The sequence below is a fragment of the Sporosarcina sp. FSL W7-1283 genome (genome assembly GCF_038003105.1).
Classification (GTDB): domain Bacteria; phylum Bacillota; class Bacilli; order Bacillales_A; family Planococcaceae; genus Sporosarcina; species Sporosarcina newyorkensis.
Genome location: NZ_JBBOOL010000001.1, coordinates 3043288 through 3056725, shown reverse-complemented (window position 1 = coordinate 3056725; position 13438 = coordinate 3043288). Strand labels below are relative to the sequence as shown.

Here is a 13438-nt window from a genome sequence, read left to right as displayed (position 1 = left end):
AAATAGGGTATTCTAGAATCGATTGAAACGATTCTAGAATACCCTTTTTTGTTGTCGGATAATGTAGAGCAACTTCTACTTGTGTCAATTTTACTACTATAAGTAAAAAAATATTGATTAATATCTTTTGGGGGTATATACTACTAGTATTATAGCGTTGTTGTTATATTGATAAAGTAAAAAGACAGATAAAAAAGGGAAGAACGAGAATGAACAATCAACTAGTGTCTGATCAATTGTATCAGTTGGTTTTTGCTGTTATGAAGAAAGTTCAAATGGATGTTCCAATTCGTGAAGTTCATGATGGTGTAAATATGAGTTATAACTTTATTGGCAAATATATAGGGTATGATACGAAGCGATTGGCAACAGCACATCAAGAGATGGCACCGTTTTGCACGATTGAAACATATGTGCAGACAATCACTTTGCATGAGCTTGGTCATGTGATGGATCAAGAGGCATTAGAGGCATCGTTAACAAAAACATTAGAATTTTTTACGATGAGGAAAAGTTTTACGATAAATCAAATATTTAAAGATCTTGACCTCCTTGGAATGCTCATAGAAGAAGATCTAATGAATAAGGTGTTCGAAGAAACGGCTTGGGAAAATGCAGCTCGTTTGAATGAGCAGTATGGCTTGATCGAAACTGAATGTTTTGAACAAATACGTAAAAATAGTCTCGCTACGTATGAAATGGTTTACGAAGAGGACTTATATTATTATGAAGAACTTAAACGGCAGGCGAACATCGAGCTGGCGTGTTAAATATAAAAAACCAATTGGTCAGTTTAGTTAACCAATTGGTTTTTTTATGCCTGAAAAATCATAAAAATAATCCCAAGCTTCTTGGATACCACCTGCAAAATTTGTGGTTGCCCGGTAAATTAATGGGTGTGTAGGGAGTTCATCCAATTCCTGCTGTGCATTTCCTACAATTACAGCTGGATAAGGTAATGAAAGCATTTGTGCATCGTTTCCTGAGTCCCCGGCTAACAAGACGTTAACATCTTGAGCCGCATATTGACGCAGCGCATAATCCACTGCAGCTCCTTTGCCGCTTCGTTCAGGTAACAGATCCACGTCCCGGTCGGAACTGAAGACGAAATGGTGTGGAATACCTTCGCTCTTTAGTCCCGTTTCAAAGAGATGGACAGACTCGGCATGTCCCGGCTCTACTGTAAACGAAATTCGTTTCGTATGGGGCAAGTCTTGCCGATGCAGAAAAGGAAATCTGCTGGCTACACGAAGAATACTTGAAGGTTGCCAGTTTTCATTTACCCAGTCATGCCACTTCGAATCTTCTTCCAGAGTAGTTGCCTCATAGATGGACGTGCCTACATCGGTGATCCACAAATCAGGTAGAGGAAGCGGTTCCTCCTCCATCAATTGTAAAGCAGAATCCAAATGTCTTCCTGTTACATAGATGAGTGCTGGTTCTACCTTAGACTCCTCATGAAATTCAAATAAAGCTGTGAGTGCTGCCGGATCACCTGCCAACGTGTTATCCAAATCAGTCGCCAGCAAGTACGATTTTTTCTTCATAATACGCTCCTTTGTATAAATTGGCCATTTTATAAGCCAGTACTGACCAGTTAAACTCTTGCTGTGCATATACGGCTGCACGTTGTCCAAGAGCTTTGGCATATGAAGGGTTGTGCAGAAGAATAGTCATTGCTTCTGCCAATTGTGCGGGGTTCTTATGTTTGACATGCAAGCCGGTTAACTCATGCTTCACTACATCTTGTAATCCGCCCACTTTTGAGGCAATTACCGGACTGCCGCATGCCTGAGCCTCGGCTGCTACCATTCCAAACGATTCGTAATAAGAGGGAACAATCGTTGCAACCGCATTGTTGAATAATTTAGCCAACTGTTGTTGACTTTGAGGACCAATAAATTTTACTCGATGTTCAATACCTTTGAGGGCCGTCCGCAATTTCTCGCTTCGAGGCAGTTGATTTAGAGGGTCCACGCTATCTTGACTCCCTCCAGCGATAAGCAGATTAGGGTGTGAAGACAAACGTTCTTTGCGAATTAGCAGTTTAAAAGCGTTTAGTAATGTATAGATACCTTTCGTTGTTTGCAGTCTGCCTGCAAAAGCAAAGTATGGCTGGACTTTCGGAATCCGTTGGGAAGGCTTGAATGCTTTGTCAACTCCGATTGAAATCACATGTGTAGTTGCAGGCTTGTCCACAAATTGCTGAATCAATTCCTTCTCTGTTTTCGATGTGGCAACTATATGGTCAGCGGTACTAAGTATCATTTTTTCTGTTAGTAACCGAAGTGCTTCCGAATTGCCCGTAGCTTTCTTCTTTGCAATGCCGAGTGAATGATTCGTATGAACCCAGGGTAGTTGATAATCCTCTTTAATAAAGGAACCGACTAAACCGGAAAGCCAATAATGTGTATGGATTAAATCGTAGGAGTATAAAGGAACTGAAGCAGCGAGCTCCCTATAAAAATCAGGCATTAGTTGAAATAGCTTGCTCTTTGGAACATATTTCTGCTCTCCCGCTGCAATTCGTATAACACGACACGCTTCACCGAAATGTTCTATTTGGGGAGTTGAAAGACTATTCCAATGTGTAGCAACATCAACGGAGTATCCTTCTTTTTCTAGTGCAAGTGCGAGCTGTTTGACGTAATTATTTTGCCCGCCTGCTTGTTCACTACCCAATGGCTCAAGGGGATCGCCGTGATCTGAGATGAATAATATTTTTCTTTTCAAGTCTTTTTTCTCCTCTCTTATCTTGTATTCTTTAAATTTTTAAGTAGCTGTGCCTATCTTGTTATTCCCTGAACATGGTAAGTGAAACATGAACTGTTTAAATTTATCGAAAAAGGGTAAAGAAGAAGGAATAAAGGAGGCGATAGAATGAGGCTGAAAGACCACAATATAATTCTTGCATGTTGGTGTACTATTAAGATATGGATCGCCTATTTACTAGTAAAAATATTTTATAGAAATGACAGGGAAACCATTGTGTTGGTTGGAGGGAATTTAGGAGAAAAGTATGAAGATAACGCCGCTGTCTTCCATCAATATTTAGTGAATAATTATACAGAACAAATGAAAATATACTGGATGTATGATCCGAAATTCGACTACATAAATCAGCATGCGATTCCACACGCAGTTCCGCTTGGCAGCTTTCGGAATTATTTATTGTTTTTCAGAGCAAGCTATACCGTCCATGGTCATTCAATTATTTATGACCTCGCGCCATTTATGGACCGTTATATTTTCCTTAACAAGAAGGCAGAGATGCTTCATATTAGCCACGGAATTGAATGTTTTAAAAAGATTTTAATCCAGAAAGAAGATGTTCCTTTACTGAAGAGATGCAATTATTTTAACTGTGCATCTAATTATGAGTATGAAATTAAACGGAATGAATGGAAGATGCCTGAGGAAAAGCTGATTATTACAGGGATGGCTCGTTTTGATCGTTTGCCTCCGAATGAACCTCCTGTGCATATGAAACGATTGATGTTGATGCTCACCTGGAGAGAATGGCTGTTTGATTTATCGGAAAAAGAATTTCAAGAGAGTGAGTATTTTCAAGCTACGGTCGGACTTCTGAAAAGTGAAAAATTGCAGTCCTTGCTTACTGATCATCAATTGGAATTGCGTGTTATTCTGCATCCATTCATGAAAAAATATGAAGACCAATTTCGGATGGATGGATATATGAATGAGCGTATGTCTTTTTTTAGTTTCGGAGAAATTTTGGTCATGGAAGAGTTAAATGAAGCGGATATGCTTATAACGGACTATTCCAGCATTTCATGGGATTTCCTGTATATGAATAAACCGATTATTTTCTATACCTTTGATCAAAAGGAATTTTTGTCTAATCGTGGTTCGTATTTGGATTTAGATAAGGATTTATATGGCTATAAGGCGAACACGCAGAATGAAGTTTTATCGTACTTATCACATGTTCTAAATGATAAAAAATATGATAATCCATATTTCGACAAGGCTGCGAACTATATTGATTTCTTCGATCAGCAAAACTGTGAACGCTTGGCGACTGAGTTATTCAGCAAGCACTATGTAACTAAACGGACGGGTTTTAAAGACAAACATGCCTTACCAGACGATTTTCCCCTTGTTTCCAATGAAGCAGTACAGTATAACTGTAATAAGTAGAAATCAATTACGCCTCGGCGTAATTGAGTCCGGATTTTGAATTGTGCTGGCACAATTAACTCCATACAAAATCTGTGACACCCACCGGAGGCTTAGGTCAACAGGATGTTGATCATGCAGGCGTTGTCACAGGATGTGGCGATCTTAGCCTGCGTACTTCTCTGTTCAGCAGGCGCTTGAATACCCACTGAACAAGATATCACACACCACCTCTAAAGGTGGGAGTCTTCTGCTGAATAAAGATAAAGGGAAATGGGTGAGGCAGTGGATCAGCGTAAAGAACAATGGTCATCAAAACTTGGATTTATCATGTCGTCGGCCGGTGCGGCGATTGGCCTGGGGGCTATTTGGAAGTTCCCGTATGTAACAGGGATGAGCGGCGGAGGAGCATTCTTCTTGTTGTTTGTGGTGTTCACTATCTTGATTGGATTGCCGATGCTGATTTCAGAATTCATTATTGGACGAGGTTCCGGGAAAGAAGCGATCAGTGCCTACAAAAAGCTGGCTCCTGCGAGTGCTTGGCCATGGATTGGCCGGTTGGGAGTCGCAGGTTGTTTTCTCTTGCTTTCTTTTTATAGTGTTGTAGGTGGATGGGTATTCGTCTACAGCGGGTTATCGGTTACAGGCAAGATCATCAGCGAAGGGGCCTCCTACTCAGAGCAGTTCGGTTCAATTGTCGGTTCGCCAATCACTACATTAATCGGACTGTTGCTGTTTACGATTGTCAATGTATGGGTGGTTTCTTCTGGCATCCAGAACGGTATCGAAAAGGCGAATAAATATATGATGCCGTTGCTTTTTATCTTCTTTATTATTCTAGTTGTGCGTTCACTGACGTTGAACGGAGCAATGGAAGGTGTTTCATTTTTCCTGAAGCCTGACTTTTCGAGTATTACTAGGGAGTCGGTGCTATACGCTCTCGGACAATCATTTTTCTCTCTAGCCGTCGGTTTTTCATGTATGGTCACGTATAGTTCATACTTGAAAAAAGATGTCAGTTTGACGTCTTCGGCAACCTCTGTTGTAGGGATGAATATATTCGTTTCTCTGTTGGCTGGTTTGGCTATTTTCCCGGCAGTATTTGCATTTGGACAAGAGCCTGCAGCTGGTCCTGAATTATTATTCATAGTACTGCCGGCAGTCTTTTCTCAATTGCCGCTAGGGCAAGTGTTCTTGGCATTATTCTTGATTCTGTTTTTATTTGCAACATTGACTTCATCGTTTAGTTTATATGAAATCATTGTGGCAGCAATGACAGCGAGCGGAAAACGTTCGCGAAAGATGGTTACATGGCTGATAGGTATTGTGGTGTTTGTGGCTGCAATTCCATCTGCACTTTCGTCGAGTACTTTGTCAGGTGTCCTTCTGTTCGATAAAAGTATATTCGATGCGACGGATTTCTTGGTCAGTAATATTTTGTTGCCTTCAGGCAGTCTGTTAATTGCGATCTTCATAATACGACGAATGGATCAAGTGTTAGTGCGCGAGGAATTTACGCTGATGAGCCAGAAATCTCAAGGCTATTATCCTTTATGGAATTTTCTGATGAAATGGATTGTCCCTTTAACGATTGTCGTTGTATTCTTGAATACCTTGGGAATAGTGAGATAGAAGAATAAGTTCTGAAATGTAAACAAGTGATGAAAACCAATTGGTTTTCATCACTTGTTTTTTGATTCGAGAATAATAAAATCTTTACAAGTGTAGTATAATCCGTCTTTTCGTATGAGAAGTAAATAGTTTGGTAAGACTGTGGGGAAATCTTAGAACGAAAGAGGGAGTAGCATGTTGAGGTTAACTATAAGTGTATTGGCAGTTATGATTTTATTTTTAAGCCCTGTAAATGTTCAGGCTGTGGAGCTTGGGATTGCGCCGGATGGAGAGCTATTGAAAGTAAGTCTTTTGGAAAAACAGAATAGTCCTGAAAAGACAGAAAGGTATACAGTAAAGAGTGGCGACACTTTATATCGGATCGCCTTTAATCAAGGTCTTTCGGTAGAAACATTGAAGTTATGGAATGGGATGACAACGGATAGTATTCATCCGGGCGATGAACTGATAGTAGTCTCGAATCCTAATAAACTTTCAGTGATAGATCAAGTAAAACAGAAGGAAACTGAGCCTGTACAGTCTGTCGCAGCAGAACAATCGACGCCCAAAGAACTGACGATGACCGCTACAGCTTATACAGCTTATTGCGAAGGCTGTTCGGGCACGACGTATACTGGGCAAAATTTGCGGACCAATCCCGACCAAAAAGTGATCGCAGTGGATCCAGAAGTGGTTCCTATCGGTTCAAAAGTTTGGGTGGAGAATTACGGTGAAGCGATTGCGGGAGATATAGGAGGAGCAATTAAAGGCAATAAAATAGACGTATTCATTCCATCTTATGATCGTGCAATGGAATGGGGCGTGAAACAAGTTAAGATACGGATTTTGGATTGACGAAAAAAGGGGCTGCCCGATCTGTATTTCTGCAGATCAAGCAGCCCTAAACTGGAGTGTAGGGTAAAACTAGAAATAAAGAAAAGGAATTTAATTTGCCGCTGTTTTGCTTGCTTGCAGGAAACGTTCATTTACAACGTCCCAGTCAACCGTGTGCCACCAATTTTGAATAAATTCGGGACGACGATTCTGATATGCAAGATAATAGGCATGTTCCCATACATCGATCACGAGTAGCGGTGTTTTTCCATCTTTCAAAGGCGTATCTTGGTTTGGTGTGCTCATAATGGATAACTCGCCTTGATCCAATACGAGCCATCCATATCCACTGCCGAATTGCTGGATGGCCGCTTTGGACAGTAAGTCTTGAAAGTTATCGAACGTCTGAAAGTACTTTTCAATTTCTCGCTTAATGTCCGCTGTCGGTTTACCTTTACTTTTCGGGGTCATGGATTCCCAGAATAAGCTATGGCAATAATGTCCGCCGCCGTTATTTTGAACAGCTGTCCGAATGTCAACTGGAGCCTGATCAAGATCAGTCAATAAGGATTCAAGAGATTTAGACTGAAGCTCTGTATGGTTTTCCAATGTAGCATTCAGGTTGTTGACATACGTTTGGTGGTGTTTGCCATGATGGATTTCCAATGTGCGGGCATCGATGTAGGGTTCAAGACCGTCAACTGCGTACGGCAAATCAGGAAGAATAAATGGCTTCAAATTTTCACCTCCAAAGAAACGATTTAGAAAGTTAAAAGTTGCCCTAAGGAAATAAAGTTTCCTTAGGGCAACTTTAATATAAAATCTAAAAGATAGCAAGACTTTTCATAGGCTGTCTCATAAATGAATCGAAAGAACTGGTAATTGTTTAATGTGAATTTAGATGAATTAAGTTACATTAGTTGAATATCCTTGTTAGCAAGTTTACCTTTTTTCTCGCAGGGAATAGTTTTATAAAGCGAGGGATATCTTAATGAACAAACGAATGATCTTCTATTTCACAGTAATATTAATTAGTTTGAGCCCTCTTGCTAACCAGTCTGCTGCCGCGGATAAAACGAGTGGAACAATAAGTGTGGTCTCATTTGATGGAATGGGTTATATGGATACACAGCGTTATAAGAAGAAAGGACTCATGCCGAATCTTGAGAAGTTCGAACAGGAAGCAGCCTTTGCAACAGATTGCGTCACAGTCATGCCTTCATTAACGGCACCCTCTCACGCAACTCTGGCTACAGGAGCTAGTCCGTCAAATACAGGTATAGTTAGTAATCAATTTCATTCTACAGGTGAACAAGTGAAAGATGACCAGAGTGGATTCTCCCAAACTTTAGGTGTGACACCTGTTTGGAAAGAAGCTAGAAAACAAGGGGACGTTACAGCGACAGTAGCTTTTCCGGATTCAAATCCTGATAACGCATCAGCGGCTACATATGCTGTTTATTCGGATGGTACGTTGGCGAAATCCAAATTGCATGATTTGGAATTTGCTCCGATTGATGATGGCCGGATAGATCAATTACCTACTGACGATTCCGCCGTTCAGGAAGCAGTAATTTCACTGGATATTAAGGATTTTCCGGCACAGCAGTTGTTTGTGTTAGCGGTGTCTGAAAATAAAGGGAAAGAACCATTGATATATTTATCGACGGATCAAAAAAAGATAGGAAAACAAGTTTCTTTAAAGGACTGGATAGCTGTTCCATTGAATCTCCCTTCGGTGGATAGTGCCGGATTCTATGTGAAATTTAAAGGGAATTCCCAAAAAATAGATGAACTGCAACTCTTCCAAGGAACCGTCATGGGAGGTATTTATAGAGGTCCAGAACAATTTGGGAATGAACTAGCTTCCGAATTCGGTTTCTATCCAGCGGCGGATGAAATTGACGCATTTGAAAGAGGAGATATTTCAAGGGAAGAATATGAACAGGCGGGGGAACGATTTATAGACTGGGTGACAGATGTCAGCTTGTATATAAAAGAACGATATGAACCTGACTTGTTATTTTATTATTATCCCCATGTAGATAACGAATTGCATAACTTTTTGCTGAGAGACCCTGCGCAGCCGGGCTATACAATAGAGAATGTTCAGGAAAAAGAAGCATATGTCAGTTGGGCGTTTCAACAGGCAGATCTAACTATTGGACGTATCACGGATGACCTCAATGACAATGATCATTTATTGCTTGTTTCCGACCATGGTTTGGAACCGATTCACACTAGACTTTCACCAAACAAAGAACTTGAAAAAGCCGGGTTGCTAGCAACAGATAAGAATGGAAAAATCATTACTTCCAAAACAAAAGCCTATGCGGAAGCAAGCGGTACAATTGCCCATGTCTATGTGAATTTGAAAGGACGAGAGAAAAAGGGAATCGTGGAGCCTGAGGAATTTGAAAATGTAAAGCGAGAGGCAATGAAAGTATTTCAAAATAGGGAAATGTTCTCTTCCTCCATCGCTAAACCTTCACCAGAAGGCGCACCAGTTTTCCAATGGTTAACTGGTCGAACTACATTTAACTACACTTATCCAACTTCGTCCATATTATCTAAGCAAGACTCGTCCAATTTGAATCCGTATGAAAAAGTGTGGGTAAAAGGGATGCCGGACTATGATGAAGTGAACAACGAAAATAGCGGAGATATCCTGCTATCTGCTGCCCCTGGATTTTTAATGGGGAAAGATGCAAAAACTGCAATTGAACCGACAAAGGAATTGGGAAGTCATGGTGGAAATCCCGAAAGAAAAAGCTTACGTCCTATACTTTACGCATTTGGTCCCATGATTGAATCTGGCGAAATGACAGAAAGGATTTCCATGACAGATATTGCACCAAGTCTATATGAATTATTAGGTTTGCAAACACCTGAATTTGTAGAAGGTAAACCAATTTTGAGTTTAGAATAATTATTCAATTAATAGAATATATATAAGTATTAGAAATCAATACTTTTATGAAACGCACAGGTAGAACGTTTACCTGTGCGTTTCCTATATTTACATAACTTTTTAAGAAATAATATTTTTCAAAAAAGCATCTTGTGTTTAATTAGAAAAAAAGTATAATAGTGATTAATGAATCATTTCAGAAAAAAGAAAAAAGGTGAGCAAATGAGAGAAAGGCAGAAACTACTAGAAGTAAAAGATTTGCAGACGACCTTTTTCACAGATTCTGGGGAAATTCCAGCTGTAGATCATGTGGACTTTTATGTAAGAGAAGGTGAAGTCTTAGGAATCGTCGGGGAGTCAGGTTGTGGAAAGAGTGTAACATCTCTATCAATCATGCAGTTAGTACCGAATCCGCCGGGGAAGATTACCGGGGGAGAAATACTGTTCGAAAATCAGGATCTTTTGAAAAAGACGGAGAAAGAAATGAGAGAAATTCGTGGAAATGATGTCGCAATGATTTTCCAAGAACCGATGACTTCCTTGAATCCGCTCTTTACGATTGGTAATCAGATGGCTGAGGCTATTTCCCTGCACAAAAAGAACTGGTCGAAAAAGCAAATTAAAGATCGAGCGATTGAGATGCTGCGGCTAGTTGGATTACCGCGTGCGGAAGAATTAATGAAAGAGTATCCACACCAGTTATCGGGCGGTATGCGGCAACGTGTGATGATTGCGATGGCGCTCGTATGCGATCCGAAAGTTTTGATTGCGGATGAGCCGACAACTGCATTAGACGTAACCATTCAGGCGCAGATTTTGAAATTGATGCGTGAACTGAATGAGCGGATGAATACAGCTATCCTATTAATCACGCATGATTTAGGAGTAGTGGCGGAAACATGCGAACGGGTAGTTGTCATGTATGCAGGACAAGTCATAGAGGAAGCTCCGACACAGGAGATTTTCGAAAATCCTTGTCATCCATATACGCGCGGTTTAATACAATCTGTACCGGATATGCGGGATAAAAAGGAACGTCTATATTCGATACCTGGCAATGTTCCGAAGCCGGGCTCCATCAAGAAAGGCTGCAGGTTTGCAGCTAGATGTGAAAGCGCTTTCTCGAGATGTTGGGAAGAAACACCGGAACTATATAGAAACTCCGATGTTCACCAGACTAGATGCTTTTTATACGATGAACAAGAAGGAGTGACTAATCGAGATGAGCAAGCCACTGCTAAAAGTTGAGGGGTTGAAAAAGTACTTCCCAATACGTAAAGGCCTGATCGGCAAGACGGTCGGTCACGTCAAAGCAATTGATGATATTTCATTTTACGTCAATGAAGGCGAAACGCTCGGGATTGTTGGAGAGAGCGGTTGTGGAAAGTCGACAACAGGCCGAACGATTATGCGTTTATTGGAACCTACGGAAGGCGTTGTAGAGTTTGAAGGAAGAGACTTGAACTCGATGTCAGCGAATGAAGTAAGGAAAGTCCGGCGCGATATCCAAATGGTTTTCCAAGATCCCTATGCTTCCTTGAATCCTCGCCATACAATCGGAAAAATTTTAGAAGAACCTCTCATTGTTCATGGAGTCAGCAATGCAAAAGAACGACGTGAAAAAGTAGTTGAGTTTTTGAAGATTGTCGGACTCAGCGAGTATCATGCTAAGCGTTATCCCCATCAGTTCAGTGGTGGACAACGGCAGCGGATCGGGATTGCCAGAGCGTTGATGACCAATCCCAAATTAATTATCGCAGACGAACCTGTTTCTGCACTTGATGTATCGATACAGGCGCAAGTCTTAAATTTAATGCAAGATCTGCAAAAGGAATTTAATTTGACGTATATTTTTATTGCGCATGACCTGGGGGTAGTACGTCATATAAGCAATCGCGTTGCAGTAATGTATTTAGGGAAAATTGTGGAGATCACGGAAAGCGAAGAGTTGTATGCAAATCCTCTTCATCCATATACACAGGCATTGTTGTCTGCTGTACCGGTACCGGACCCAAATTATAAAAAAGAACAGATCATTATAGAAGGGGATATGCCAAGCCCGGCGAATCCTCCAAGCGGCTGTGCGTTTCATACGCGCTGTCCGTTCAAAATGGATGTATGCACGAAAATAACACCAGTTTTAGCTGAGGAAAGTACCGGTCATTCTGTTGCCTGCCATCTTTATACGCAGGAAGGCAACGATGATATAGATAGAAAAAAATAACTGGAGGGATCTGTATGAGGAAAGGGAAACTGTGGTCGTTCGCTTTGATCATGCTTCTCGTTCTGTCAACTGCATTAGCAGCTTGTTCAGGCGGAGATGACAAAGAGGGCAGCAGCGATAAAGATAAAGACGCTGCGGATACAGGTGGAAATGAAAACAAGACATTAGTGTTCGGACGTGGTGGAGATTCAACTTCTCTAGACCCGTCACGTGTAACAGAAGGGGAAACATTTAAAGTTACAGTGAATCTATTTGAAACATTATTGAATTTCGGTGAACAAGATACAACGGTTCAACCAGGTCTTGCAAAAGAATGGGAACCAAGCGAGGATGGTCTGATGTACACGTTCCAATTGGAAGAAGGGGTTAAATTCCATGATGGAACAGATTTAAATGCAGAGGCAGTCGTCAAAAACTTCGAACGTTGGGCAAACGGTGATGCGGATACATTCCCATACTATAACTCTATGTTCGGTGGATTCAAAGATGATGAAAATCATATAATCGAATCGGTAACAGCGGATGGAGATCATACGGTTGTTATTAAATTGAAACGTCCACAAGCACCATTCTTAAAAAATATTGCAATGAGCATGTTCGCAATCTCGAGCCCTACTGCATTTGAAAAGGGTGATGATGAGTACGAGCGTAATCCTGTTGGGACAGGTCCGTTTAAATTTGTAGAGTGGAAACCAAATGAAACGATTACTATTGAGAAGAATGAAGACTATTGGCAAGACGGACTTCCAAAATTGGATAAAGTAATTTTTAAATCCATTCCGGATAACTCTGCTCGTTTGAATTCATTATTATCTGGTGAAATTGACTTGGCAGACGGTATTAACCCGGCAGATGGCGCGAAAATTGAAGACAATGACAAGCTGCAATTATTTGAGCGTCCTTCCATGAACGTCGGATACTTAGGATTAACAGTAACTCGTGAGCCGTTTGACAAGAAGGAAGTACGCCAGGCATTAAACTATGCAATTGATAAACAAACGATTATCGATTCATTCTTCGAGGGGCGTGCTGAAATTGCGAATAACCCAATGCCGCCATCCATTTCAGGTTATAACGAAGACATCAAAGCATATCCATACGACCCTGAAAAAGCAAAGGAACTATTGAAACAAGCAGGTCTTGAAGATGGATTTGAAATGGAACTATGGGCAATGCCAGTTCCGCGTCCTTACATGCCAGATGGAACGAAAGTAGCAGAAGTTATCCAGAGCAACTTGGCTGATGTTGGTATCAAAGCGAAAATTGTTTCCTATGAATGGGCAACATACCTGGAGAAGGCTGAAAAAGGGGACGCAGATGCCTTCATGCTCGGTTGGACAGGAGATAATGGAGACGCAGACAACTTCTTATATGTTCTTTTAGACGAGGATAATATCGGCAGTAACAACTATACGTATTTCAAAAATGATGAAACACACAAACTATTCTTAGAAGCGCAAACAGAAGTAGATGAAGACAAACGGAACGAACTCTATAAGCAAGCACAGGAAATTCTTCATGAAGAAGCTCCTTGGGTACCGCTTGCGCATTCCATTCCATTGTTAGGCGGAGTGCAAGAGTTAACTGGTTTTGTTCCGCATCCTACTGGCTCTGATTTATTATCTAACGTGGAATTTAAATAAGTAAGAAAGTATGAATAAAGAAGAGGGAGAAGCTCATATTCTCCCTTTCTTTGATTCATGGATATGATAAGCCGG

Annotated in this window: 11 protein-coding genes; 8 read left to right on the top strand and 3 right to left on the bottom strand. The window is 40.9% G+C overall.

What is annotated here, in order from left to right:
- Window positions 1-209: 209 nt before the first annotated feature.
- Entirely contained in the window at window positions 210-770 is a 561-nt protein-coding gene (locus MKY93_RS16050) for an integrase (RefSeq protein ID WP_340760181.1), read from the top strand.
- A 27-nt stretch (window positions 771-797) separates the two neighbouring features.
- On the opposite strand, the gene MKY93_RS16045 is transcribed toward MKY93_RS16050, so the two are convergent.
- Window positions 798-1547, bottom strand: a complete 750-nt coding sequence (locus tag MKY93_RS16045; RefSeq protein WP_340760179.1) for an HAD-IIB family hydrolase — start codon at window positions 1545-1547, stop codon at window positions 798-800.
- Window positions 1516-2733, bottom strand: coding sequence for a glycosyltransferase (locus tag MKY93_RS16040; RefSeq protein ID WP_221837045.1), 1218 nt, complete (start codon window positions 2731-2733; stop codon window positions 1516-1518). The genes MKY93_RS16045 and MKY93_RS16040 overlap by 32 nt, the downstream gene beginning before the upstream one ends.
- Window positions 2734-2880: 147 nt before the next feature.
- On the opposite strand from MKY93_RS16040, the gene MKY93_RS16035 reads away from it, so the two are divergent.
- From MKY93_RS16035 to MKY93_RS16025, 3 genes are all read left to right on the top strand, one after another.
- Window positions 2881-4161: a CDP-glycerol glycerophosphotransferase family protein gene (locus tag MKY93_RS16035; protein WP_340760176.1), complete on the top strand. Its 1281-nt coding sequence runs from the start codon at window positions 2881-2883 to the stop codon at window positions 4159-4161.
- Between the two features lie 252 nt (window positions 4162-4413).
- Complete coding sequence (locus MKY93_RS16030; protein WP_340760174.1) at window positions 4414-5772, top strand: sodium-dependent transporter; 1359 nt, start codon at window positions 4414-4416, stop codon at window positions 5770-5772.
- A 174-nt stretch (window positions 5773-5946) separates the two neighbouring features.
- The gene (locus MKY93_RS16025) at window positions 5947-6606 is read left to right on the top strand and encodes a 3D domain-containing protein (protein ID WP_340760173.1); all 660 of its coding nucleotides are present in this window, start codon (window positions 5947-5949) and stop codon (window positions 6604-6606) included.
- A gap of 90 nt (window positions 6607-6696) precedes the next feature.
- Here the strand turns inward: MKY93_RS16025 and MKY93_RS16020 are convergent, their stop codons facing one another.
- On the bottom strand, window positions 6697-7323 hold the full coding sequence (locus MKY93_RS16020) for a superoxide dismutase (RefSeq protein ID WP_340760171.1): 627 nt from the start codon (window positions 7321-7323) through the stop codon (window positions 6697-6699).
- A 253-nt stretch (window positions 7324-7576) separates the two neighbouring features.
- Here MKY93_RS16020 and MKY93_RS16015 point away from each other — a divergent pair, with 253 nt between their 5' ends.
- The 4 genes from MKY93_RS16015 to MKY93_RS16000 all read left to right on the top strand — a co-directional run bounded on the left by MKY93_RS16015 (window position 7577) and on the right by MKY93_RS16000 (window position 13363).
- Window positions 7577-9514, top strand: a complete 1938-nt coding sequence (locus MKY93_RS16015) for an alkaline phosphatase family protein (RefSeq protein ID WP_340760169.1) — start codon at window positions 7577-7579, stop codon at window positions 9512-9514.
- A 204-nt stretch (window positions 9515-9718) separates the two neighbouring features.
- A complete protein-coding gene (locus MKY93_RS16010) occupies window positions 9719-10744 on the top strand; it encodes an ABC transporter ATP-binding protein (RefSeq protein WP_078818416.1) in 1026 nt (341 codons plus the stop codon).
- Window positions 10719-11720, top strand: coding sequence for an ABC transporter ATP-binding protein (locus MKY93_RS16005; protein WP_340760166.1), 1002 nt, complete (start codon window positions 10719-10721; stop codon window positions 11718-11720). The genes MKY93_RS16010 and MKY93_RS16005 overlap by 26 nt, the downstream gene beginning before the upstream one ends.
- A gap of 14 nt (window positions 11721-11734) precedes the next feature.
- Window positions 11735-13363, top strand: coding sequence for an ABC transporter substrate-binding protein (locus MKY93_RS16000; RefSeq protein ID WP_340760163.1), 1629 nt, complete (start codon window positions 11735-11737; stop codon window positions 13361-13363).
- The last annotated feature ends 75 nt before the right edge of the window (window positions 13364-13438 follow it).

Coding starts and splice junctions, on each gene's coding strand:
- MKY93_RS16050 (WP_340760181.1), top strand. CDS start 210: ATGAACAATCAACTAGTGTCTGATCAATTGTATCAGTTGGTTTTTGCT.
- MKY93_RS16005 (WP_340760166.1), top strand. CDS start 10,719: ATGAGCAAGCCACTGCTAAAAGTTGAGGGGTTGAAAAAGTACTTCCCA.
- MKY93_RS16015 (WP_340760169.1), top strand. CDS start 7,577: ATGAACAAACGAATGATCTTCTATTTCACAGTAATATTAATTAGTTTG.
- MKY93_RS16010 (WP_078818416.1), top strand. CDS start 9,719: ATGAGAGAAAGGCAGAAACTACTAGAAGTAAAAGATTTGCAGACGACC.
- MKY93_RS16030 (WP_340760174.1), top strand. CDS start 4,414: ATGGGTGAGGCAGTGGATCAGCGTAAAGAACAATGGTCATCAAAACTT.
- MKY93_RS16035 (WP_340760176.1), top strand. CDS start 2,881: ATGAGGCTGAAAGACCACAATATAATTCTTGCATGTTGGTGTACTATT.
- MKY93_RS16000 (WP_340760163.1), top strand. CDS start 11,735: ATGAGGAAAGGGAAACTGTGGTCGTTCGCTTTGATCATGCTTCTCGTT.
- MKY93_RS16045 (WP_340760179.1), bottom strand. CDS start 1,547: ATGAAGAAAAAATCGTACTTGCTGGCGACTGATTTGGATAACACGTTG.
- MKY93_RS16025 (WP_340760173.1), top strand. CDS start 5,947: ATGTTGAGGTTAACTATAAGTGTATTGGCAGTTATGATTTTATTTTTA.